This is a genomic window from Modicisalibacter sp. MOD 31.J (assembly GCF_020147985.1).
In the GTDB taxonomy this organism is placed as follows: Bacteria; Pseudomonadota; Gammaproteobacteria; order Pseudomonadales; family Halomonadaceae; genus Modicisalibacter; species Modicisalibacter coralii.
In genome coordinates, this window is sequence record NZ_JAGXFF010000003.1 from 244,693 (window position 1) to 265,844 (window position 21,152).

Here is a 21,152-nt window from a genome sequence, read left to right on the forward strand (position 1 = left end):
CGCCATCAATCCATCCATATCAATGCAATCAACATGAAAGGGGAAAAAATGATCAGAAAAAGCAAACTCGTTAGATAATAATTACTGGTGCACAAAGCTTTCGACAGAAAGGAAGGCTTTTTGTCAGGTATTGAAAGGGGGATCAGCCCGTTTCGCCGCTTCCTCCTCCGAGACTTCGGCCCGTCCATGATTCGAGAGGTCAACCACATCGAAAACGGCATGCCGATTCCGAAAAACACGAGATTCTGTGCCCAGCTCAGCCTGATGGCAATATCGATAAAGAGCACGGCAGGAATTATCAAAACTATTGAAAAAAAGAGTTTTTCGGACCACTTCATCCTCTTTAGCCATCTCATTAGAAACCTCTCACTATCGTTGCTTGATTGGCTGGGGCTTCTCTTCCACCCGTGTCATGAACGACCTGGCATCCTTGGCGGCCCGCAAAGGATAACGCCCGTCGCCCACCTGATCATCGGGGAACCTGCAGCGACTGGGCGGATGGAATATGCACCCGCCTACTAGAAACTCCTGCCAACATGAGCCAGATTCACCTTGAGGTGGAAATTCTTCATTGGTGGTGGACGCCGAGGGGCTGCCAAAATGCGGCCTCGATTGAAGACGCACACCACCGCCGAGGCATTCACCCATGACGCAAGACCTGATCACCCAACGACTCGACCAGGGCCCCCTGATCTGTGCCGAGGGCTTTCTGTTCGAGCTCGAACGGCGCGGTTATCTCTCCGCCGGTGAGTTCGTGCCCGAAGTGGCGCTGTTGCGCCCGGACGCGCTGGAAGCGCTGCATCGCGATTTCCAGCATGCGGGGTCGGATGTCGTTCAGGCGTTCACCTACAACGGCCACCGCGAAAAAATGCGGGTGATCGGCAAGGAGGAACTGCTGGAACCGCTGAACCGGGCTGCCCTGAAGATTGCTCGCAAGGTGGCCGATGAAAAGCCCGGCAACCTGATGGCCGGCAACATTTCCAACAGCAACGTCTGGGACCCGGAAGATCCGGCCGCCCAGCAGAGCGTGCGCGCCATGTTCGACGAGATGGTGCAATGGGCCGTCGAGGAAGGCGCCGATTTCATCATCGCGGAAACTTTCTACTATGCCGGCGAAGCCGAAGCGGCCCTGGCAGCGATCAAGGCCCAGGGGCTGCCTGCCGTGGTCACCCTGGCGCCGATGGCCGAGAACCGCATGGTCGATGGCCCCGGCATCGTGGAAACCTGTGTCGCCCTCGAGCAGCAGGGCGCCAGCGTGGTCGGCCTGAACTGCTTCCGGGGGCCGGACACCATGCGCCCCTGGATCCAGCAGATTCGCGACGCCGTTAGCTGCCATGTGGCGGCACTGCCGGTGACCTATCGCACCACCGAGCAGGAGCCGACGTTCTTCAACCTCTCCGACAATCAGGGATGCAGCTGTCCGGCGCCCCACGGACGCGCCTTCCCGACCGCACTGGACCCGCTGTTCTGCAACCGTTACGAGCTCGGCGCCTTTGCGCGCGACGTTCATGCCCTGGGGGTCAATTACCTCGGCGTATGCTGCGGGGCATCGCCGATGCACGTGCGCGAAGTGGCCATGGCGGTGGGGCGTGAACCGGAAGCCGCTCAATTTGCGGAGCGCATGGAGAACCATTTCATGTACGGCTCTCACGATCGCCTGCCGGAACATATCACCGCCCTGGGTGACAAGGCCTGACAAGGGGCGGATGGGATCGGTCGATCCGCATGGAGCGGTTCGGCTTCAAACGGCGAGGGAGCCGGGAAAGAAGAAGGGCCTGCGATCACTCGCAGGCCCTTGCTGTATCTGGCCCGCCCTATAGGATTCGAACAATGACCAAGTGCAACACGTGAGCTATCAGGTATGGTGTTGCCATGACTCACTGCTATCGCCACCTCTCTGCTGAAGACCGAGCCGCCATCATGATGATCGTTGTTTGCCATGGCGCGTCTTCCAGGAGATAGCAAGAGGTCAGTAGCGGTCGCGGAAATCCCTCGCCATATCAGCTATCCAGAGCATTCGCCGCTCGTCATTCGCTTTCTCGTGAGCGTGTGGATAAAGCATTGCCAGAAGACAGTATTCGTCTTCATCGAGCAGACCCTGGACATATACGAGCGCTGCGTCACGCTCCGGATATCGGGCATCGCATTTCATGCGCTGCTGCTCAAGATGCGCAGGAAATCCCGCTTTAGGGGGCATGCAGATATGGATATGCCAGATTTCTAGCCCACGCAAAGATGGCGGGCGAGTGTATAGATCGAACTTACCGAAACGGGGAGGGCGGTAGTCGAAAAACGACTCTACGCAAGCCTTGAAGTCCGCCACCAACTCTTGCTTAAAGCCGGGATACTGCCTGTCCACTTCGTCAAACAGGTATTCACTCTGCTCATGAAAGTGGACGTTGGCCATAACGCCCTTACGAAAAGCGCTTGGCCATTTCTGCATCGAAGCTGTCGGCAAGAGCCTTCATGGCCTTACCGCTTGCGCGACCTCCCACGACCTCTGGCTTGTTCGTCGTCTGCTTTGCCAAGATTGCGGCGCTGGCAGCGGCAGAGCGCGCCTTGGCCGTGTTACGACGCAGATCCATGAAGCCGAACTCTTCCGCCTCATGGTGCTCCATGCCGGCCAGAATGCGTTTGAGGGCAGACTCTTGGTTACGCAGAGCCTCAGCGAGGCCTTCGTACGCCTCATGGTCGACCGGGACGCCATCAGGGAGGTGAGACAAGCGTGTGCACTCGTTCTGAAAGATTTGGGCAAGGTGCCGCGCACGACGATTGGCTCGAGACACCTCTTCCAGAATGCGCTGACACTCCGTACGGCGGCTTTCTACCTGCTTGACGGGCACGACCTGGCTCATGGAGTAGTGCATCACCTCTGTCGAGGCCGCACCAACCCCTGTCGATAGCAGGCTGAGCAGGCTGATCGCGAAGCCGATTGACGATTTTAGGTTCGTGGTGTCCATCACAGAGCCTCCGCTGCGAGCCCGGTTGCTACCAGACTAGCACGCTTGGAGCGTGTGCTTTCATTTCTGACTACGAGGAAGCGCAGCCTAATTGAGCTATCGGCATTGTGCAAGACAGCTTGAGCGCAGTGAACAGCAGCAATTCACTGCTACCCGAGCCTGATTCCGTAGATTATCCATCCGTACAGCACCAGCATTGCTGACCGCTTCTTTCGGCTAGCAACCGGCCCATGTCCCCCCAGCCTCAAGCCCCCTGACGTACTGTGCTACGGGTAAGCAAATGACTCTCTCACCTCACGCCTGCAAAACTTGAGCCCCCCTTTCTTTTATCTGGGATTGCCCACCAGGACTTTCAGAACTTGGGTTCGACGACTTCCTGTGCCCAATACGCCATTGCGAAGGCAGCGGTAGTCAGCCGTTGGGATTGCGCCAGGTGATAACCAGAGTGGTTACGCGGGGGATAGAAAACAAAAAGGGCCTGCGATCACTCGCAGGCCCTTGCTGTATCTGGCCCGCCCTATAGGATTCGAACCTATGACCTTTGCCTCCGGAGGGCAACGCTCTATCCAGCTGAGCTAAGGGCGGAAGGCCGGTGCGTGAAGCGCACCGACGCGCCGTATCCTACCCGCTGTGCCGCGGGGTGTCCATAGCTGGACGGGGAAGCACGGACGGCGACGCGCCGTGTCACAGAGCGAATATCTGGCGCAGGTCGGGGGTCTCCTCCTGCTCCTCCTCGATCGACAGCGAGGCCTCGATCGCCTTGAGGTGGCGCCCCATGAAGGCGGTGGCCCGCTCGCCGCGCCGCGCCTCGAGATGTTTGATCAGCTCGTCGTGGTCGTGGGACTCGCAGCCCAGGTGCCCGGCGGAGCCGTAGACGGCGAGAATCAGTGAGGAACGCGAACACAGCCGCCCGATGAACTCCGCCAGGGTGGCGTTTCCGGAAAGCTGGGCCAGATACTCGTGGAATGCCGCCGACAGCTTGATCGCGGTGCTCTGCTCGCCGCCCCTGAGCGCCTGGCGTTCGCGGCCGGCCAGGTCACGCAGATGGCGCACGTCGTTGGCGGTGATCCGCCGGGCGACGGCCTCCATGATCCCGCACTCGACCATCTGGCGCGCCGCGAACACGTCGCGCGCCTCCTCGGCGGTGGGCCGGGTGACACTGGCACCGCGACGCGGGGTGAGCGTCACCAGGTGCTCGTGAGCGAGCCGCTGGAGGATCTTGCGGATTCCGGTGCGGCTGACCCCGAACACCTCGGCCAGGGCATCCTCGCGCAGCCGCGCACCGGGACGCAGGCGATGCTCGATGATCGCGTCGCTGATGGTGCGATAGATGGCATCGTGGCGCTGCGCGCCGTCGCCGTTCTTGCCGCGTCGGCGCTTCGCCGGTTCACCGTGAGCCGCCGCGCTGGCATTGCCCGGCGCTTGCTGGCGTTCGCTCATGCTCGAGATCCCCGTATCAGTATTCGTCGATGCAACCATTGTATACGTAACTTGCCGGCAACGACGACTTCGCCCCCGGGACCAACGACGACGGCCCGCGCTCGTCGCCGAGGCGGGCCGTCCTGCCGGTCGGGCAGCGTCGCGCGAAGCGCGGTCACTGCCCCCAGGCGGCGATCGCCTGGCGTTCCTGATCGGTCATCTCGGTCAGGTTGCCCAGCGGCATGTAGCCGCTGGCCACCACCTGCTGGATCTGCTCCATCTGCCGCTTGATCTGAGCCGCATCGTCGAACGCCACGCCGGCCGGCGGTGCGGTGAAGGCGGCGTTCGTGGGGTTCTGCGAGTGGCAGACCGTGCAGCGCTGATCGATGATACCCTCGACATGCGCGAACCCGCCGCCCTGCGCCTGGCCGCCAGCCGCCACGTCGTCGGACGCTTGCGGGGTGGCGCTCGCCGTGTCCCGGCTGTCCTCGGCCGAGGCGACACCCTCGCCGTCGGCCGACGGCATCGAGGACACCGGCATGGCGACCCACACCGCGAGCAGGATCAGCGCCGCGCCGGCGACCGGATAGGCCGGCTTGATCTGGCCGCTGTGCATCAGCACGAAGAACTGGCGGATCAGCGCCCCGGCGAAGATGAACAGCACCATGATCACCCAGGCATTGGGATGCGAGTAGGTGAACGAGTAGTGGTTGCTGAGCATCAGGAACACCACCGGCAGCGTGAAGTAGGTGTTGTGCACCGAACGCTGCTTGCCGCGCTTGCCGTCGAGCGGGTCCGGCGTCTCGCCGGCCTTCATCGCCTTGACCATGCGTCGCTGGCCGGGAATGATCCAGAAGAACACGTTGGCCGACATGGCGGTGGCCATCACCGCGCCGGTCAGCAGGAAGGCCGCGCGCCCCGAGAAGATGTGCGTGCTCAGGTAGGCCACGACGATCATCATCACCGCCACCGCCAGGCTGAGAATCCCGTCGCGGGTCATGTTGGGGCTGATGCGCTTGCACAGCTCGTTGTAGACCACCCAGCCGCCGAGCAGGAAGGCCAGCGCCACCAGATTGGCCTGCCAGCCGGCGAGATTCGCCGCCCAGGCCCAGTCGCTGGAATGGTTGATCAGGTAGAAGTCCGGCTTGGACATGTACAGCAGCAGGAACAGCCCGAACCCGGACAGCCAGGTGGTATAGGCTTTCCAGAACGACCAGTGCAGGTCCTCGGGGAGCTTGGCCGGGGCGCTGGCGTATTTCTGGTTGTGATAGAAACCGCCGCCATGGACCGCCCACATCTCGCCGAAGACGCCCTTGTCACGGTCCTCGGCGGCCTTGGGGGTACGCAGCCCGTTGTCGAGCATGACGAAGTAGATCGATTCGCCGATCCAGGCGATCGCCGCGATGACGTGCAGCCAGCGCAGCAGCATGTTTCCGAAGTCGAGAAGGTACGCTTCCATCAGCCAGTACTCGTGTTATGCATTGTTATCGGTCGTCAGAGGGTAACGGATCAACTGCCGCGGTAGGTCGAATACCCGAACGGCGAGAGCAGCAGCGGCACATGGTAGTGCTGGCTGGCGTCGGCGACGCCGAAGCGCAGGGGAATGCGATCGAGAAAGCGGGGCGCGGTGCCGGGCGCGTCATGGGCGTCCAGGTAGTCGCCGGCGTGGAACAGCAGTTCGTATTCGCCTTCGGTGAAGGCCTCGCCCTCGAGGAGCGGTGCGTCGCAGCGCCCGTCGTCGTTGGTGATCACTTCGCCGAGGCGGACCCGCTCCTCGCCGTCGAGGCGGAAGATCTCGATGCGCAGTTCGCGCCCGGGGGCACCACGCGCGGTATCCAAGACGTGTGTGGTAAGGCGTCCCATCGGCTAGGTCTCCTGGAGCAAGATGTCGGGCGGCGACGAGAGCCGCAGGCACGAAAACAGTTTTAGCGGTTAGTAGACGACATTTCAAAATTTTTTTGTATACAGTTTATAGTCTATCGTGTCATACAATCTTAGCCACCGGATCGGCGAGGCGCCGATCGTCGTCGAGGAGAGCGCCGCATGACAGAGGAAATTCTGGAACCCCGCCCCAGCACGCTGGATCGCGAGACCTTCGTCCGCCGCTTCGGCGACGTCTACGAACACTCCCCGTGGATCGCCGAGCAGGCCTGGGATGCCGGCCTCGACGAGCGCCATGACACGCCGGCGGGGCTGAGCGAGGCGCTGGCCGCGGTGCTCGACGCCGCCCCCGAAACACGCCAGCTGGCGGTGATCCGCGCCCACCCGGACCTCGCCGGCAAGGCCGCCGAGCGTGGCGAGCTGACCGACGACTCGACCCGCGAGCAGGCCGGTGCCGGGCTCGACCAGTGCAGTCCCGAGGAATTCGCCCGCTTCCACCGCTACAACGACGCCTACAAGGCGCGCTTCGACTTTCCCTTCGTGATGGCCGTGAAGGGCAGCGACCGCCACCGGATCCTCGCCGCCTTCGAGCGCCGCCTGGAGCACACGCCCGACGAGGAGCGGCGCACCGCCCTCGAGCAGATCCATCGCATCGCCCGGCTGCGCCTGGAGGGCCGCGTCGCCCGCTGACACGCCCGCCCGACGAGCCGAGCGCGAGAAATGGAAGTCGTTTCCGTGACGGCGGACAGTCCTGGCGGGAGTGTGTATCCTTGTTCGCCAGAGATCGAGTCGATTACGGAGAACGGGGCGTGACAGTAGAGAGCAAACGCAAGCCAGTCGGCCGTCCGGCGGGCTCCGGCAAGAGCACCGGCGGCCACAGCCAGTCACTGGTCCGCGGCCTCAACATCCTCGAAGGGCTGGCGGCGGCGCCGAGCGGCCTGGGGCTGTCCGACATCGCCCAGATCGTCGGCCTGGCCCCCTCCACCACGCACCGCCTGCTGCAGGCACTGCACAAGCAGGGCTTCATCACCCACGATGGCGAGCTGGGCCTGTGGAAGATCGGCGTCAAGACCTTCCAGATCGGCAACACCTTCCTCGAGGCGCGCGACTTCGTGGCCACCGCGCGGCCCTTCCTGCGCCGTCTCACCCGGGAAAGCGGCGAGACCGCCAACCTGGCGATCCGCGACGAGGGCATGGCGGTGTTTCTCGCCCAGAGCGAGTCGTCGCAGATGATGCGCATGATCACCCGGCTCGGCTCCCGGGCGCCGCTGCACGCCTCGGGCGTGGGCAAGGCACTGCTCGCCTGGCTGCCCGACAAGGAGGTCGAGCGCATCCTGCAGAGCCGCGGCCTCAACCGGGTCACGCCCAACACCCTCGACACCCCGGCGCGGCTGCGCGAGAGCCTGGCCGAGATCCGTCGCCAGGGCTATGCCTGCGACCGCGAGGAACACGCCGTCGGCCTCAACTGCGTGGCCGCCTCGCTGCACGACGAACACGGCGCCCCGCTGGCGGCGATCTCGGTCTCCGGTCCGGTGGCGCGGATTCCCGAGTCGCGGCTGGCGGAACTGGGCGGCATGGTCAGCCGCGCGGCGCGCGAGATCACCACCCAGGTCGGCGGCCAGATCCCCGACGACGACGATCGGGACTGATCGCCGCCGTCTCCACGATCAGGTGTTGAGGATCACCCCGCCGTTGAGGTGCAGGGTCTGGCCGGTCATGTACGAGGATTCCTCGCTGGCCAGGTAGACGTAGGCCGGCCCCATCTCGCTGGGCTGGCCGGCGCGGTCCATCGGCACCTGGCCGCCGAAGCCGGCGACCTTCTCCTCGTCGAAGCTGGCCGGGATCAACGGCGTCCACACCGGCCCCGGCGCCACCGCGTTGACGCGGATGCCACGCCCCACCAGCGACTGCGCCAGCGAGCGCACCAGCCCCTGGATGGCGCCCTTGGTCGCCGAGTAGTCGATCAGCGTGTCGTTGCCCTTGAAGGCGTTGACCGAGGACGTGGCGATGATGGTATCGCCCTTGCCCATCAGCGGAACCACCAGCTTGGCCAGGTAGAAATGGCTGAAGATGTTGGTCTGGAAGGTGCGCGTGAGCTGCTCGTCGGGGATCTGGGTGATGTCGTCCCAGTCATGCTGCTCGGCGGCGTTGTTGACCAGAATGTTGACACCGCCGAACACCGCCCGGGCGCGCTCGACGACCTCGCGGCAGAAGCCGGGGTCGCCGACGTCGCCGCGCATCAGCTCGCAGCGCCGCCCCTCGGCCTCGACCAGCGCGCGGGTGTCCTCGGCATCGTGCTCCTCGTCGAGGTAGGCGAGCACGCAGTCCGCGCCCTCGCGGGCGAAGTGCAGCGCCACGGCGCGGCCGATACCGCTGTCGCCGCCGGTGATGATCGCCGTCTTGCCGGCGAGCTTGTCGGTGCCGCGATAGCTGGCGCGGATGAATTCCGGCTCGGGTCGCATGGCGTGTTCGTCGCCGGGCTGCTTGTCCTGCTCCTGGGGCGGTTGCTTGCGATCGGTCATGGCAGTCACTCCTGTGTGTGCATATTGCGCCAACTCCGCTGGCGCTGCCGATCACTGCAAGATAGAAGCGCCCCGCGGGGCCGACAAGCGATCGACGACGTGCCGACATCGCCCGTGGCCGTTACACTAGCGGGCAACTTTTCCGCCAGCCGACCGCGAGGCCACGCCGATGACGTCCCACCTGCTTTCCGTCGACTCCCTGTCCCGCGATTGGGTCGATCATCTGCTGCGTGTCGCCGGCCGCATGGAACCGATCGCCAGTCGCCGCAAGGTCACCCGAGTGCTCGAGGGCGCGGTGCTCGGCAACCTGTTCTTCGAGGCCAGCACCCGCACGCGGGTCAGCTTCAACGCCGCCTTCTGTCGGCTCGGCGGCAGCGTCTGCGACACCACCGGTTTCACCTTCTCGTCGATGGCCAAGGGCGAGTCGCTCTACGACACCAGCCGGGTGATGAGCGGCTACTGCGACGCCCTGGTCATGCGCCACCCCGACCAGGGCTCGGTGGCCGAGTTCGCCGAGGCGGTCAACGTGCCGGTGATCAACGGCGGCGACGGGCCCGGCGAGCACCCCAGCCAGGCGCTGCTCGATCTGTACACCATCGACAAGGAGTTCACCCGCCTCGGCAAGCACCTGGCCGGCGCGCATCTGCTGCTCACCGGGGACCTCAAGTACGGGCGCACCGTGCACTCGCTGATCAAGCTGCTGTCGCTCTATGAGCCGCTGCGCATCACCCTGGTCTCGCCGCCGGGGCTGGAGATGCCGCGCCACCTGATCGATCTGGTGGCCTCGCGCGGCCATCGCATCGAGGAGCGCGAGAGCCTCGACAGCGACTTCAGCGACCTCGACGTGGTCTACACCACGCGCATCCAGAAGGAGCGCTTCACCGAGGAGCTCTCGGAGAGCTTCGCCGGCGTCTCGCAGAACTTCCGTGTCGACAAGGCGTTCCTCGACCGCCACTGCAGCGCCACCACCGTGGTCATGCACCCGTTGCCGCGGGACAGCCGGCCGGGCGCCAACGACCTCGACGTCGACCTCAACGGCGATCCGCGCCTGGCGATCTTCCGCCAGACCGACAACGGCATCCCGGTGCGCATGGCGATCTTCGCCACCCTGCTTCAGGTCGAGGATCTGATCGAACGGGACCTTCGCGACGTGGGCTGGTTCGTGCCCAGGACCTTCGGCGTCGACGACCGGACACTCTGAGTGCCATCCAAGATGCCAACGGCCGGCCCCAGAGGGCCGGCCGTTGGCGTTCGAAGTGGAGAAGATGATCAGCCCAGCGGGCGCAGCGGCAGGCCCTCGCCGGCGGCGAAGAAGCTCTCCAGGATCAGCTGCGCGGCCAGGCCGTCGACGCTCTCCTCGCGGTAGTTGCCGCGATGCCCCCGCTCGCGGGCGATGCTCTTGGCCTCGCGGGTCGAACCGCGCTCGTCGACCATCTCGCAGGGCTTGCCGTAGCGGCCGTAGAGGCGCTTGCCGAACTTGCGCGCGCGCGTGCTCATGGTCGTCTCGCTGCCGTCGTTGTCGATCGGCAGGCCCACCACGAACAGATCCGGCTGCCACTCCTCGACCAGCCGCGTGACCACCGTCCAGTCGGGGATGCCGTCACGCGCCGGCAGCGGCTCCAGCGCCGTGGCGCGGCGGATCAGCTCGTTGCCCACCGCCACGCCGATGCGCCGGGTGCCGAAGTCGAACGCCAGCACCAGCCGCTCGCCGCTCAACTGTGTCCCGCCTCGCCGGTGAGCAGGTTGAGGTCGACGCCGAGGATCCCCGCCGCCGCGTTGAGGCGCTGCTCGGGGGGCAGGTCGAAGATCACCCCCGGCTGAGCCTCGACGGTCAGCCAGGTATTCTCCTTGAGCTCGTTTTCCAGCTGACCGGCCTCCCAGCCGCAGCAGCCCAGGCAGACGATGAAGCGCTCCGGGCCCTCGCCACGGGCCAGCGCGTGAAGCATGTCCATGGAGGTGGTCAGCGCCACGTCGTCGGCGACCTGGATGCTCGAGTCCCAGGGCTCGGCGCTGCCCCGGTGCAGGATGAAACCGCGGTCGCGATGCACCGGCCCGCCGTAGTAGACCGGCTGGTCGCGGGCGGGACAGGCGTCGGCATCGATATCGAGCTGCTCGAGCAGGGCGTCGAGGGTCAGCTCGAGGGGATGGTTGACGATCACACCCATGGTGCCGTTGTCGTCATGATCGCACAGGTAGCTCAGGCTGCCGGCGAAATGGGGGTCCTCGAGATGAGGCATCGCCAGCAGGAAATGATTGCGCAAGCTTTGCATGGGCCTCCCGGGCGTCAACGCACGCCGAAGTTGTTGCCTTTGCCGTACCGCCAGACCCGCGTGATGGTGAGGCTGTCCCGCGATCCCATGCCGCTGTCGAAGGGTCGATAGGGCGCGGCGCCCCGCACGGTGTCGAGGGCGGACTGGTCGAGTTCGGGCTCTCCGGAGGATTGTATCACCTCTGCCTCGCGCAACTGACCGTCGCGGCCGATCACCACCCGGATCCGCAGCTGGCCGTCGAGTTCCGGCGGGGCCGGATAGAAGCGGTTGCCGTAGGTCTCGACGCGCCGGGTCCAGTCCTCGATGTAGCGCGCCTCGGCGGCCTGCCGGGCGCCGCGCTGGCTGGCGTCGCCCGCCTCGCCGCCGCCGGCCGGGGTGGCCTCGAAGCCGCGCTCGCGCACGCTCGACGAGGCCTGGGCGAGCAGCGACTGGCCGCTGGGCACCGGCGTCTTGCGCTCGGCCCTGGGTGGCTCGGCGGGGGCGGCAGGGGCGGGGGGTGTCTCGGGCTGCGGTGCCGGCTGCGCCTTCGGTGCCGGTTCGGGCGCTGCCGGCGCTTCGGGCTGCGGCGCTGCAGGAGGCTCGGCGGGTTCGGCCGGTTCCGACGGCTCGCTGGCGGCCGGCGCGTCGTCCGCCGGCGACGGTTCGGGCGGGGTCGCGGGGGCCGCGGGCGCGGCCGGTTCCTCGGCTGCCCGCGGCCGGGCGCGATCGCCATCGGTATCCCGGCCCGTGGATTCGGGGCCCGAGGCGGCCTGCGACGCCGCGGCGATGGCCCGGGCGGCCTGCGGCTCGACCGCCGGCTGCCGGGTCAGGACCACGGACACGCTGGGTGGCGGCGTGTCATCGACCGCGGGCGTCCACTGCCGACCGGCGACCGCGCCGATCACCAGCGCGTGCAGCGCCAGCGCCGCGGCCGCGGCCAGCCACTGGCGGTAGCGGCGGGTGACCGGCGCATAGTTGATCGGATCGGTGACCGGGGTGGCCATGGCGGTCCTGCCGCGTCAGCGCCGGGTCGCGTCGAGCCGGCGGGCGATGGCGTCCATCAGTTGCCCGGCGATGTCGGTGCCACGCTGATCGTCGATCTCGCGCACGCAGGTGGGGCTGGTGACGTTGATCTCGGTAATGTAGTCGCCGATCACGTCGAGGCCCACGAACATCAACCCCTTCTCGCGGATCATCGGCTGCACCTGCTCGATCAGCCAGTGGTCGCGCTCGGTCAGCTCGCGCGAACGCCCCTGACCGCCGGCGGCGAGATTACCGCGGGTCTCGCCGGCCATCGGGATCCGGGCCAGGCCATAGGGCACCGGTTCGCCGTCGATCAGCAGGATCCGCGTGTCGCCCGCCTTGATCTCGGGGACGTAGCGCTGGGCCATGATCTGGCGCTTGCCACGCTCGGTGAGGGTCTCGATGATCGCGCCGAGATTGCGCCCCTCGGGCTGGACGTGGAAGATCCCGGTACCGCCCATGCCGTCCAGCGGCTTGAAGATCACGTCGCCGTGCTCGGCGTGAAAGGCGCGCAGCACCTTGTCGCTGCACGACACCAGGGTCGGCGGCACGCACTGCGGGAACTGCTGGGCGAAGAGCTTCTCGTTGCACTCGAGCAGCGCCCGGGTGGGGTTGACCACCAGCACGCCCTCGCGCTCGGCGAAGCCCAGCAGGTGCACGGCGTCGAGGAACCGGCCGTCGACCGGCGGATCCTTGCGCATCAGGATCACGTCGAGTTCGGCGAGCGGCGCCGAGCGGGGCTCGCCCAGCGCGTACCAGCGCTCGGGATCGCGGTAGGCCTCGAGATCGCGCAGCCGCGCCATGGCCCGGCCGCTCTCCAGGTAGAGGTCCTCGGGCTCCATGTAGTACAGCGAGGCACCGCGCGCCTGGGCGGCCCAGAGCATCGCCAGGGTGGTGTCCTTCTTGTAGGTGATCGCGGCGATGGGGTCCATCACCACGCCGATCCTGAGGTCGCGTCGACTCATCGGTTGGCTCTTCGCGGGCGGCAAATGATGCCGGCAGTATGCCGCAGGCACGGCTCGGAGACCAAGCGGCCCGCCTCGCGCCGCTCAGCGTTCCTGGTCGGACGCCGGCGGCGCGAGGCGGCGGATGCCGTCGGCTTCGAGCGCGATCAGGCGCTGCTTGTAGAGCCCGCCGAGGGCCTCCTTGAAGGCGCTCTTGCTGACCCCGAGGCGGGCCTTGATCGTCTCCGCGGGGCTCTTGTCGGTGAGCGCCAGGAAGCCGTCGCCCGCCTCCAGCGCAGCGAGCACTCGCTCACGCGCCTGATCCCGGCGTGCGCCGCCCTGGGGCGCCAGCGACAGATCCAGACGGCCATCCTCGCGGACCCGCCGCACATAGCCGGCGAGGCGCTCGCCGCGGCCAGCCCCGTGGCTTCATCGCTGATGAAGCGTTCCAGGCGCATCGATGCCACCGGGCGCGCGCTGTCGTCGACATTGATCTTCACCAGTACCGACTTGCCGACCGCCGGGCGATAGGGCTGCTCGCCGAACGGCAGCAGCAGGTCCTTGGGCCGTCCCCAGTCGAGGAAGGCGCCGGTGGCGTTGACCGTGACCACCGTGAGCAGCGCCACCTCGCCGATCTCGGGCAGCGACTGGCGCGTGTCGGGGCGGACCGACGCCGAACGGCTTTCGGGCCGGGAAACCGGGCGGGACGACGGGGAGCGATGACGGGGCATGAGACGATACCGGAGAGGAAGGAAGTGGTGCCCGCTCAGTCTGCGAGCGACGGGCGGGTGTGTCGAGTCAGAGATCGCCGAAATGATGCTGCAGCAGGGTCAGCGCCACCACCGGCGCGGTCTCGGTGCGCAGGATGCGCGGGCCGAGGGTCAGCGCCTCGAAGCCGGCCTCGCCGGCCGCGGCAACCTCGCCCTCGGAAAGCCCGCCTTCGGGGCCGATCAGCAGCGCGGCATCGGACACCGCGCTGCGCCGTCGCCAGGCATCGTCGGTGGCCGGGTGCAGCGCCAGGCGCAGCGCCTCGTCGCGCGCCGCCAGCCAGACGCCGAGCGGCTGCGGCGGATGCACCGCCGGCAGGGTCGCCCGGCCGCACTGCTCGCAGGCGCTGGCCGCCACGCCACGCCAGTGGGCGAGCTTCTTCGTCTCGCGCTCGCCCTTGAGGCGCACGTCACCGTGTTCGGTGTAGAGCGGAGTGATCGCCGCCACGCCCAGCTCGACGGCCTTCTGGATGGCATAGTCCATGCGATCGCCCTTGGAAATCGCCTGACCGAGATGCACCGCCAGCGGCGACTCGCCGCGCCCCGCCGCGACCGTGACCAGACGCGCCGAGACCCGCTTGCGAGCGACCTCGACGAGTTCGGCCTCGGCCTCCTGGCCGCGTCCGTCGAACAGCGTCAGGCGCGCGCCTTCACGCAGGCGCAGCACCGCCGCGACATGGCGTGCCGCGCCGTCGGGCAGCGTCAGTTCCGCGCCGGGTTCGAGCCGGGCGTCGACATGGATGCGGGGGCCGCTCATCGGATCGCTGCCGCCTCGGTCTTACTGAGTGGTCTCGCTGCCTTCGGCCTGGCGCTGCTTCTTCTGCGCGTACATCGCCTCGAAGTTGACCGGGGCGAGCATCAGCGGAGGGAAGCTGCCACGGTTGACCAGATTGTCGATGCACTCACGCGCATAGGGGAACAGTACGTTGGGGCAGAAGGCCCCCAGAGTGTGGTCGAGCTGCTCGCCGGCGAGCCCGGCGATGCGGAACAGGCCGGCCTGCTCCACCTCGACCAGAAACGAGGTGCTGCCGGACTCGGCGTGGGAGACCTGGGCGGTGACCTTGACCACCACCTCGTAGAGGTTCTCGCCGACCTGTTCGCTGGCGGTGTTGAGATCGAGGCCGACCTTGGGCTGGAACGGCTGCTGGAATACCGCCGGGGCGTTGGGCGACTCGAAGGAGATGTCCTTGACGTAGATGCGCTGCAGGGAGAACTGCAGCTGCTGTTCCTCGCCCTGCTGGGCGGCCTGGTTGTTGTCGTCTGCCATGTCTCGTAACCCTCGAAAAAACGATTGCGTCGAACGGCTTGCGCCGTCGGTTATTTCTTGACCACCGGCAGGTTATCGGCCTGCCACTGCGCCATGCCGCCCTTGAGCTTGACCGCCCGGGCGAAGCCCGCGCCGGTGAGCTTGCCGACGGCGGTGCCGGCCGTCTGGCCCTGCTTGCAGACCACCACGATCGGCTTGTCCTTGAACTTGTCGAGTTCGCTGAGACGGTCGTCGAGGCGGTTGTTGGGAATGTTGCGTGCGCCCGCGATGTGGCCGGCACGAAACTCCTTCTCGTCGCGGATGTCGACGATGACGGCGTCGTCGCGGTTGACCAGGTTGGTGGCCTCGCTGGTGGAAACGCCGTGGTTGCCGGTCTTGAGCTCGTAGGCCAGCCAGGCGGCGAGCACCGCGACGAAGGCGCCCACCAGCAGCGGGTGGTTCTGCACGAATTCGAACAACTGATCGATCATGGTCCGGATAGCTCTGGTTGAAGTCGGTGCGCGGGCCCGAACGCCGGGCTCGAGGCCCGTTGGCACGAGGCCCGCCGGCGGGCGGCGCCCAGTATACACGAGCCATCGCGGTGCGTCCGTGGATGCGCGACGGGCTGTGACGGCCCCTGCCGCGCTGCGGTATGATGCCATCCGGAGACGTGAGTCGCGAAACCCGCCGGCTCGCCGCACCCGTCGGCGTCGCCCGGGTATCCGCCACCGCAAAAACACGAGGCCCCACCATGTCAGATGCCACTGTTTCCCGGCCCCGTCCGGTCGCACTGATCATCCTCGATGGCTACGGCCACAACGAGTCGACCGAGCACAACGCCGTCGCCGCCGCGCGCACCCCGGTGATGGACGCCCTCGAGGCCCGCTACCCGCACGGCCTGCTCCACACCGACGGCGCCCATGTCGGCCTGCCCGACGGTCAGATGGGCAATTCCGAGGTCGGCCACATGAACATCGGCGCGGGGCGCATCGTCTATCAGGAACTGACCCGCATCACCAAGGCCGTCGAGAACGGCGAACTCGCCGACAATGCCGCCCTGACCGGGGCCATCGACGCGGCCGTCGCGGCCGGCAAGGCGGTACACGTCATGGGGCTGCTCTCGCCCGGCGGCGTGCACAGCCACGAGGACCACGTACTGGCGCTGCTGGCGCTGGCCAAGGCACGCGGTGCCAAGGCGATCTATCTGCACGCCTTCACCGACGGTCGCGACACCCCGCCCAAGAGCGCCGGCGCCTCCCTCGAGCGCGCCGATGCCGCCTTCGCGGAACTGGGCGTGGGGCGCATCGCCTCGGTCGTCGGCCGCTTCTACGCCATGGATCGCGACAACCGCTGGGAGCGCGTCGAGGACGCCTATCGCGTGGTGGCCGAAGGCCGCGGGCGTCACACCGCCAAGCGAGCCATGGACGCCCTGAACGCCGCCTACGAGCGCGGCGAGACCGACGAGTTCGTCGAAGCCACCAGCATCCAGCCCGACGGCGCACCTGTGGCCATCGAGGACGGCGACGCCGTGATCTTCGCCAACTTCCGCTCCGACCGCGCCCGCGAACTGAGCCGGGCCTTCCTGAGCGCCGACTTCGACGGCTTCGAGCGCACCCCGCCCCGGGTCCGCTTCGTGACCATGACCCAGTACGCCGACGACATCGACGCGCCGATCGCCTTCCCGCCAAGCGAACTCAGGAACACCCTGGGCGAAGTGGTCGCCAGCCGCGGCTTCAAGCAGTTGCGCATCGCCGAGACCGAAAAGTACCCGCACGTCACCTTCTTCTTTTCCGGCGGCGAAGAGGCCGAGTTCGACGGCGAGGAGCGCATCCTCGTGCCCTCGCCCCGGGACGTCAAAACCTACGACGAAAAGCCGGAGATGAGCGCCGTCGAGGTCACCGACAAGCTGGTGGAAGCGATCAAGGCCGAGACGTTCGATCTGATCGTCTGCAATTACGCCAACGGCGACATGGTCGGCCACACCGGCGATTTCGACGCCGCGGTCAAGGCGGTCGAGACCGTGGACACCTGCCTCGGCCGGGTGATCGAGGCCATCGAGGCGGTCGGTGGCGAGAGCCTGGTGACCGCCGACCACGGCAACTGCGAGATGATGCTCGACCCGTCATCCGGCAACCCGCACACCTCGCACACCACCTTCCAGGTACCGCTGGTCTACGTCACCCGGCGCCAGGCACGGCTGCGCGACGGCGGGCGTCTCTGCGATCTCGCCCCGACCCTGCTGGCGATGATGGGCGAAGCGGTGCCCGCCGAGATGACCGGCGACGTGCTGGTCGACTACACCTGACCCGGCGGCGTCGCCAGCCTTGCGTCGCCCGGCCCACCTTGCCGCCCTGGTGTCGTTCCTCGTCGGAACGACCCTGGGCGGCGTGCTTGTCGGACCAGCGGCGCAGGCCGCCCCCTCCCCGGAGAAGGCCGACGAGCGGGCCGCCGAGTCGCGCCTCGACAAGCTCGGCCAGGCGCTGAAGGCCCTCGATACACGCCTGACCGAGACCCGCGAGGCACGCAGCGAAGCCAGCCGCCAGCTGGAAAAGGTCGAGACGGCGCTCACCCGGGTCCACGAGCGCCTGGCTTCGCTGCAGGCCGAGCGGCGCCAGCTCGACGACGAGGTCGCCGACCTCGAACAGCGTCGGCAAACGCTCCAGGCGCAGCGCCGCACGCAGCGCAAGGCGCTGGCCCGGCAACTCGCCGCGCTGTATCGCCTCGGCGAGTCCCCGCAACTGAAGCTGTTGCTCAATCAGGACGATCCGGCCCGGCTGGATCGCCTGCAGACCTATCTGAATCACCTCTCCCGGGCCCGCAACGAGCGCCTCGAGGCGCTGGCCAGGCTCGACGCGCAGCTCGCGACGACCCGTGACGATCTCGAGCAGCGCCGCCGACGCCTCGCCGACCTCGCCGACGAACTGGACGACCAGCGCCGGACGCTGGCGCAGCGCCAGCAGGAACGCAAAGAGCTGGTCGCCCGGCTGGATGCGCGCTACCGCGACGACAAGGCACGCCGCGAGGACCTCGCCGATGCGCGCACCGCGGCCGAGAAGCAGCTCGCGCGGATCCGCGAGCAGCTCAAGCGTCTCGACCAGCCCCCGCCCTCCACGGCGATCGACAAGACCCGCGGCGACCTGCCCTGGCCGGTGCCGGGACGGGTCGTCGCCGGCTTCGGCGACGGCGACGGCGTGGATCGCAACGGCCTGCTGATCGCGGCCCCCGCGGGCACCCCCGTCGAGGCGATCCACGCCGGCCGCGTGGTGTTCGCCGACTGGATGCGCGGCTACGGCAACCTGTTGATCGTCGACCATGGCGACGACGTGATGACGCTCTACGCTCACGTGCAGCGCTTCGCGGTCTCGGTGGGCCAGCACATCGAGGACGGCCAGGCCGTCGCCACGGTCGGGGAGAGCGGCGGACGCGCGTCGCCGGCGCTGTATTTCGAGGTCCGCAAGGACGGCGAGCCCATCGACCCACGGCGCTGGATACGCCGGCGCTGAGGTAGCCCTGCCCCTGTCGCTGACGCTATGCTGTGGGCTCGTTCGTCGCGACCCGGAGTCCGCATGCGCGTTAACCGTCTTCGCTGGCTGCTGCCAGCCCTGCTGCTCACCCTGACCACGGCGGTCCAGGCCGCCGACGACAAGGCCGCGCCCGACGACCTGCCGGTCGCCGACGTGCAGACCTTCGCCGAGGTCTTCGAGCGCATCAAGCGCGCCTACGTCGAGAAGGTCGACGACAGCACCCTGTTACGCAACGCCATGCGCGGCATGCTGGGCGAACTCGACCCCCACTCCACCTATCTCGACAAGGAAGATTTCGAGGCCCTGCGCGAGACCACCGAGGGCGAGTTCGGCGGCATCGGCATCGAGGTGGGCATGGAGGACGATCAGCTCACGGTGATCGCGCCCATCGACGACACGCCCGCGGCCCGCGCCGGGTTGCAGGCCCACGACGTGATCCTGCGCATCGACGACACGCCCACCGACCGCATGTCGCTGCAGGAAGCCGTGAGCGTGATGCGCGGCGAGGCGGGCAGCAAGATCCAGCTGACCATCCTCCGCAAGGGTGAAGACACCCCGCGCACGCTGACCCTCGAGCGCCAGATCATCCGCAGCGACAGCGTCAAGCATGAGATGCTCGAGCCCGGTTACGGCTACCTGCGCATCAGCCAGTTCCAGAGCCGCACCGGCGAGCAGGTCGACGACGCGCTCGACGCGCTGACCGCCGAGGGCCCGCTCAAGGGGCTGGTGCTGGATCTGCGCAACAATCCCGGCGGCGTGCTCGACAGCGCGGTGGCGGTGGCCGATGCCTTCCTCGACCACGGGCTGATCGTCTACACCGAAGGGCGCCTGCCGGACAGCAACATGCGCTTCTCGGCCCACCCCGGCACCCGTGCCGACGGGGCGCCGATGGTGGTATTGATCAACGGCGGCAGCGCCTCGGCGGCGGAGATCGTCGCCGGCGCCCTGCAGGACCAGCGCCGCGGGGTGATCATGGGCACCCAGAGCTTCGGCAAGGGCTCGGTACAGCAGGTGATGCCGCTGGGCAACGGCGACGGCCTCAAGCTGACCACCGCGCTCTACTACACCCCCGGCGGTCGCTCGATCCAGGCCCAGGGCATCACCCCGGATGTCGAGGTGGTGCGCGGACGTCTCGAGGTCGCCGAGGGCAACGACTTCGGCCTGCGCGAATCGGATCTCGCCGGCCGCCTGGCCAACCCCAACGGCAGCGCCCGCCGCCAGGACGGCGAGCGCGCGCCGTTGAAGGACTACCAGCTCGGCGAGGCCCTCAACCTGCTCAAGGCCCTCAACGTGCTCGACCCGCGGCGCGGCAGCGAGGCGACAGCCGCGGCCGCTAGCGGCAACTGAGCGGCAGCCGCCCCCGCTCCCCGATCGCCTGACGCATCATCACCCGCTTCAGCGGCGTCAGGCGATCGACACCCGAAAGCCCCAGGTTGCGCGCCAGTCGCAAGGCCGGCTGGTCAGTGCCGAACAGCCAGCGAAAGCCCTCCATCAGCCCCAGCATGGCGGTATTGTCGCCGCGCCGGCGCCGCGCGTAGCGCGACAGGATGCGCAGATCGCCGGGCAGCGCCCCCCGGCGGTGCGCCGCGACGACCTCCTCGGCGAGCACCGCGGCGTCCATCAGCCCCAGGTTCACCCCCTGACCGGCCAGCGGGTGCACGGTATGCGCGGCATCACCGATCAGCGCCAGCCCGGGAACCACGTAACGCTCGGCATGGCGCTGGACCAGCGGGAAGCGATGCACCTCGCCGACCACCCGAACCGCGCCGAGCGTGGCGTCGAACGCCTGTTCGAGGGCCGCGCCGAGTTCCGCCGACGACAAGCCACACAGCCGTTTGGCCTCCGCGGGGGTGGTCGACCAGACGATCGAGCAGTAACGGCTGTCGCCCTCGAGGGTCAGGGGCAGAAAGGCCAACGGGCCGGTACCCAGGAAGACCTGGCGGGCGACATCGCCATGTGAGCGCTCACACTGCACGGTGGTCACCACCGCGACATGCCCGGTGTCGCGGCTGCGTAGCGCGATTTCGGCCAGATCGCGCAGCTGCGAGCGGGCGCCGTCGGCGGCCACCACCAGCGGCGCGGTGAAGCGCCGGCCATCGGCGAGGCACAGCCGGCGCCCGGTGGCCGGACTCTGCAGCGCCTCGAGACGCACGCCATAATGGCGCTGCACAGTGGGCAGCGCAGCGAGACGCCGCTCCAGACCGGCCAGAATCACGTCGTTCTCGACGATATGACCCAGCGCCTCGACCCCGGCTTCGTCGGCGTGGAAGCGTACCTCGCCGCTGCCCTCGCCATCCCACACCTGCATGCCGGTATAAGGCGTGGCGCGCCGGCCCGCGACCCAGGGCCATACACCGAGCTTTGTAAGCAAGCGCTCACTCACCGGGGTGATGGCACTGACCCTCGCCGCCGCCTCGCCGCGTCCCACGGTATCGCCATCCAGTGGCGCCGGCCGGGCATCGAGCACCGCGACGCGCAGCCCGGCCTCGCCGAGCAAGGCGGCCAGCGTGGCGCCCACCATACCGCCGCCGACCACCGCCACATCGGTGGTCAGATCCTTCGCCTCGTTCCCCGTCATGACTGCCTCTCCCTGCGTATCCCTGATTGAAGGCCGAAC

General features: G+C 67.5%; 24 protein-coding genes, 1 tRNA gene and 1 pseudogene. 9 read left to right on the forward strand and 17 right to left on the reverse strand.

Features of this window, described 5'->3' with window-relative positions:
- The first annotated feature begins 120 nt into the window (after nucleotides 1-120).
- A complete protein-coding gene (locus tag KGR00_RS11745; protein WP_224424420.1) occupies nucleotides 121-522 on the forward strand; it encodes a hypothetical protein in 402 nt (133 codons plus the stop codon).
- Between the two features lie 124 nt (nucleotides 523-646).
- Nucleotides 647-1,696: a homocysteine S-methyltransferase family protein gene (locus tag KGR00_RS11750; protein WP_224418530.1), complete on the forward strand. Its 1,050-nt coding sequence runs from the start codon at nucleotides 647-649 to the stop codon at nucleotides 1,694-1,696.
- 273 nt (nucleotides 1,697-1,969) lie between these two features.
- Here KGR00_RS11750 and KGR00_RS11755 read toward each other — a convergent pair whose 3' ends face one another.
- From KGR00_RS11755 to uraH, 6 genes are all read right to left on the reverse strand, one after another.
- Entirely contained in the window at nucleotides 1,970-2,407 is a 438-nt protein-coding gene (locus KGR00_RS11755) for a type II toxin-antitoxin system YafO family toxin (protein WP_224418529.1), read from the reverse strand.
- Nucleotides 2,408-2,414: 7 nt separating this feature from the next.
- Nucleotides 2,415-2,960, reverse strand: coding sequence for a hypothetical protein (locus tag KGR00_RS11760; RefSeq protein WP_224418528.1), 546 nt, complete (start codon nucleotides 2,958-2,960; stop codon nucleotides 2,415-2,417).
- Nucleotides 2,961-3,468: 508 nt separating this feature from the next.
- A tRNA-Arg gene (locus tag KGR00_RS11765) sits at nucleotides 3,469-3,545 on the reverse strand.
- 99 nt (nucleotides 3,546-3,644) lie between these two features.
- Nucleotides 3,645-4,400: a GntR family transcriptional regulator gene (locus tag KGR00_RS11770; RefSeq protein ID WP_129141979.1), complete on the reverse strand. Its 756-nt coding sequence runs from the start codon at nucleotides 4,398-4,400 to the stop codon at nucleotides 3,645-3,647.
- A 154-nt stretch (nucleotides 4,401-4,554) separates the two neighbouring features.
- Nucleotides 4,555-5,838: a urate hydroxylase PuuD gene (locus tag KGR00_RS11775; RefSeq protein ID WP_224418527.1), complete on the reverse strand. Its 1,284-nt coding sequence runs from the start codon at nucleotides 5,836-5,838 to the stop codon at nucleotides 4,555-4,557.
- A gap of 50 nt (nucleotides 5,839-5,888) precedes the next feature.
- Nucleotides 5,889-6,242, reverse strand: a complete 354-nt coding sequence (gene uraH, locus KGR00_RS11780) for a hydroxyisourate hydrolase (protein ID WP_129141978.1) — start codon at nucleotides 6,240-6,242, stop codon at nucleotides 5,889-5,891.
- A gap of 180 nt (nucleotides 6,243-6,422) precedes the next feature.
- Between uraH and uraD the strand changes: the two genes are divergently transcribed.
- Together uraD and KGR00_RS11790 are read left to right on the forward strand one after the other, a co-directional pair.
- Nucleotides 6,423-6,950, forward strand: a complete 528-nt coding sequence (gene uraD, locus KGR00_RS11785; protein WP_224418526.1) for a 2-oxo-4-hydroxy-4-carboxy-5-ureidoimidazoline decarboxylase — start codon at nucleotides 6,423-6,425, stop codon at nucleotides 6,948-6,950.
- Nucleotides 6,951-7,069: 119 nt separating this feature from the next.
- Nucleotides 7,070-7,909 (forward strand): IclR family transcriptional regulator C-terminal domain-containing protein, encoded by an 840-nt coding sequence (locus KGR00_RS11790; RefSeq protein WP_224418525.1) that lies wholly within the window; start codon nucleotides 7,070-7,072, stop codon nucleotides 7,907-7,909.
- Nucleotides 7,910-7,927: 18 nt separating this feature from the next.
- On the opposite strand, the gene KGR00_RS11795 is transcribed toward KGR00_RS11790, so the two are convergent.
- Nucleotides 7,928-8,782, reverse strand: a complete 855-nt coding sequence (locus KGR00_RS11795) for an SDR family oxidoreductase (protein ID WP_224418524.1) — start codon at nucleotides 8,780-8,782, stop codon at nucleotides 7,928-7,930.
- Between the two features lie 169 nt (nucleotides 8,783-8,951).
- Between KGR00_RS11795 and KGR00_RS11800 the strand changes: the two genes are divergently transcribed.
- Nucleotides 8,952-9,983: an aspartate carbamoyltransferase gene (locus tag KGR00_RS11800; protein ID WP_224418523.1), complete on the forward strand. Its 1,032-nt coding sequence runs from the start codon at nucleotides 8,952-8,954 to the stop codon at nucleotides 9,981-9,983.
- Nucleotides 9,984-10,051: 68 nt separating this feature from the next.
- Here the strand turns inward: KGR00_RS11800 and ruvX are convergent, their stop codons facing one another.
- The 6 genes and pseudogenes from ruvX to KGR00_RS22505 form a co-directional block, all read right to left on the reverse strand.
- Nucleotides 10,052-10,498, reverse strand: a complete 447-nt coding sequence (gene ruvX / locus KGR00_RS11805; protein WP_129141973.1) for a Holliday junction resolvase RuvX — start codon at nucleotides 10,496-10,498, stop codon at nucleotides 10,052-10,054.
- Entirely contained in the window at nucleotides 10,495-11,052 is a 558-nt protein-coding gene (locus KGR00_RS11810) for a YqgE/AlgH family protein (protein WP_129141972.1), read from the reverse strand. The genes ruvX and KGR00_RS11810 overlap by 4 nt, the downstream gene beginning before the upstream one ends.
- A gap of 14 nt (nucleotides 11,053-11,066) precedes the next feature.
- Nucleotides 11,067-12,035: an energy transducer TonB gene (locus KGR00_RS11815; RefSeq protein ID WP_224424421.1), complete on the reverse strand. Its 969-nt coding sequence runs from the start codon at nucleotides 12,033-12,035 to the stop codon at nucleotides 11,067-11,069.
- 15 nt (nucleotides 12,036-12,050) lie between these two features.
- A complete protein-coding gene (gshB, locus tag KGR00_RS11820; RefSeq protein ID WP_129139811.1) occupies nucleotides 12,051-13,019 on the reverse strand; it encodes a glutathione synthase in 969 nt (322 codons plus the stop codon).
- Between the two features lie 84 nt (nucleotides 13,020-13,103).
- Nucleotides 13,104-13,388: a hypothetical protein gene (locus KGR00_RS22500; protein WP_343232807.1), complete on the reverse strand. Its 285-nt coding sequence runs from the start codon at nucleotides 13,386-13,388 to the stop codon at nucleotides 13,104-13,106.
- Between the two features lie 125 nt (nucleotides 13,389-13,513).
- Nucleotides 13,514-13,624, reverse strand: a pseudogene (locus tag KGR00_RS22505) (RNA-binding protein); the annotation flags it as partial.
- Between KGR00_RS22505 and KGR00_RS22435 the strand changes: the two are divergent.
- On the forward strand, nucleotides 13,590-13,721 hold the full coding sequence (locus KGR00_RS22435; RefSeq protein WP_275423181.1) for a hypothetical protein: 132 nt from the start codon (nucleotides 13,590-13,592) through the stop codon (nucleotides 13,719-13,721). The pseudogene KGR00_RS22505 and the gene KGR00_RS22435 sit on opposite strands and share 35 nt — an antisense overlap.
- Nucleotides 13,722-13,796: 75 nt before the next feature.
- Here KGR00_RS22435 and KGR00_RS11830 read toward each other — a convergent pair whose 3' ends face one another.
- The 3 genes from KGR00_RS11830 to KGR00_RS11840 are packed head-to-tail and all read right to left on the reverse strand — an operon-like array spanning nucleotide 13,797 to nucleotide 15,502.
- Nucleotides 13,797-14,522 (reverse strand): 16S rRNA (uracil(1498)-N(3))-methyltransferase, encoded by a 726-nt coding sequence (locus tag KGR00_RS11830; RefSeq protein WP_224418520.1) that lies wholly within the window; start codon nucleotides 14,520-14,522, stop codon nucleotides 13,797-13,799.
- Nucleotides 14,523-14,543: 21 nt separating this feature from the next.
- Entirely contained in the window at nucleotides 14,544-15,032 is a 489-nt protein-coding gene (secB, locus tag KGR00_RS11835) for a protein-export chaperone SecB (RefSeq protein WP_129139808.1), read from the reverse strand.
- 50 nt (nucleotides 15,033-15,082) lie between these two features.
- Nucleotides 15,083-15,502, reverse strand: coding sequence for a rhodanese-like domain-containing protein (locus tag KGR00_RS11840; RefSeq protein WP_129139807.1), 420 nt, complete (start codon nucleotides 15,500-15,502; stop codon nucleotides 15,083-15,085).
- Nucleotides 15,503-15,762: 260 nt separating this feature from the next.
- On the opposite strand from KGR00_RS11840, the gene gpmI reads away from it, so the two are divergent.
- The 3 genes from gpmI to KGR00_RS11855 all read left to right on the forward strand — a co-directional run bounded on the left by gpmI (nucleotide 15,763) and on the right by KGR00_RS11855 (nucleotide 19,882).
- Nucleotides 15,763-17,316: a 2,3-bisphosphoglycerate-independent phosphoglycerate mutase gene (gene gpmI, locus KGR00_RS11845; protein ID WP_224418519.1), complete on the forward strand. Its 1,554-nt coding sequence runs from the start codon at nucleotides 15,763-15,765 to the stop codon at nucleotides 17,314-17,316.
- 19 nt (nucleotides 17,317-17,335) lie between these two features.
- The gene (locus KGR00_RS11850) at nucleotides 17,336-18,514 is read left to right on the forward strand and encodes a peptidoglycan DD-metalloendopeptidase family protein (protein WP_224418518.1); all 1,179 of its coding nucleotides are present in this window, start codon (nucleotides 17,336-17,338) and stop codon (nucleotides 18,512-18,514) included.
- Between the two features lie 63 nt (nucleotides 18,515-18,577).
- A complete protein-coding gene (locus KGR00_RS11855; RefSeq protein ID WP_129139805.1) occupies nucleotides 18,578-19,882 on the forward strand; it encodes a S41 family peptidase in 1,305 nt (434 codons plus the stop codon).
- Here the strand turns inward: KGR00_RS11855 and KGR00_RS11860 are convergent.
- On the reverse strand, nucleotides 19,869-21,113 hold the full coding sequence (locus KGR00_RS11860; protein WP_224424422.1) for a UbiH/UbiF/VisC/COQ6 family ubiquinone biosynthesis hydroxylase: 1,245 nt from the start codon (nucleotides 21,111-21,113) through the stop codon (nucleotides 19,869-19,871). The genes KGR00_RS11855 and KGR00_RS11860 overlap by 14 nt on opposite strands.
- Nucleotides 21,114-21,152: the final 39 nt, after the last annotated feature.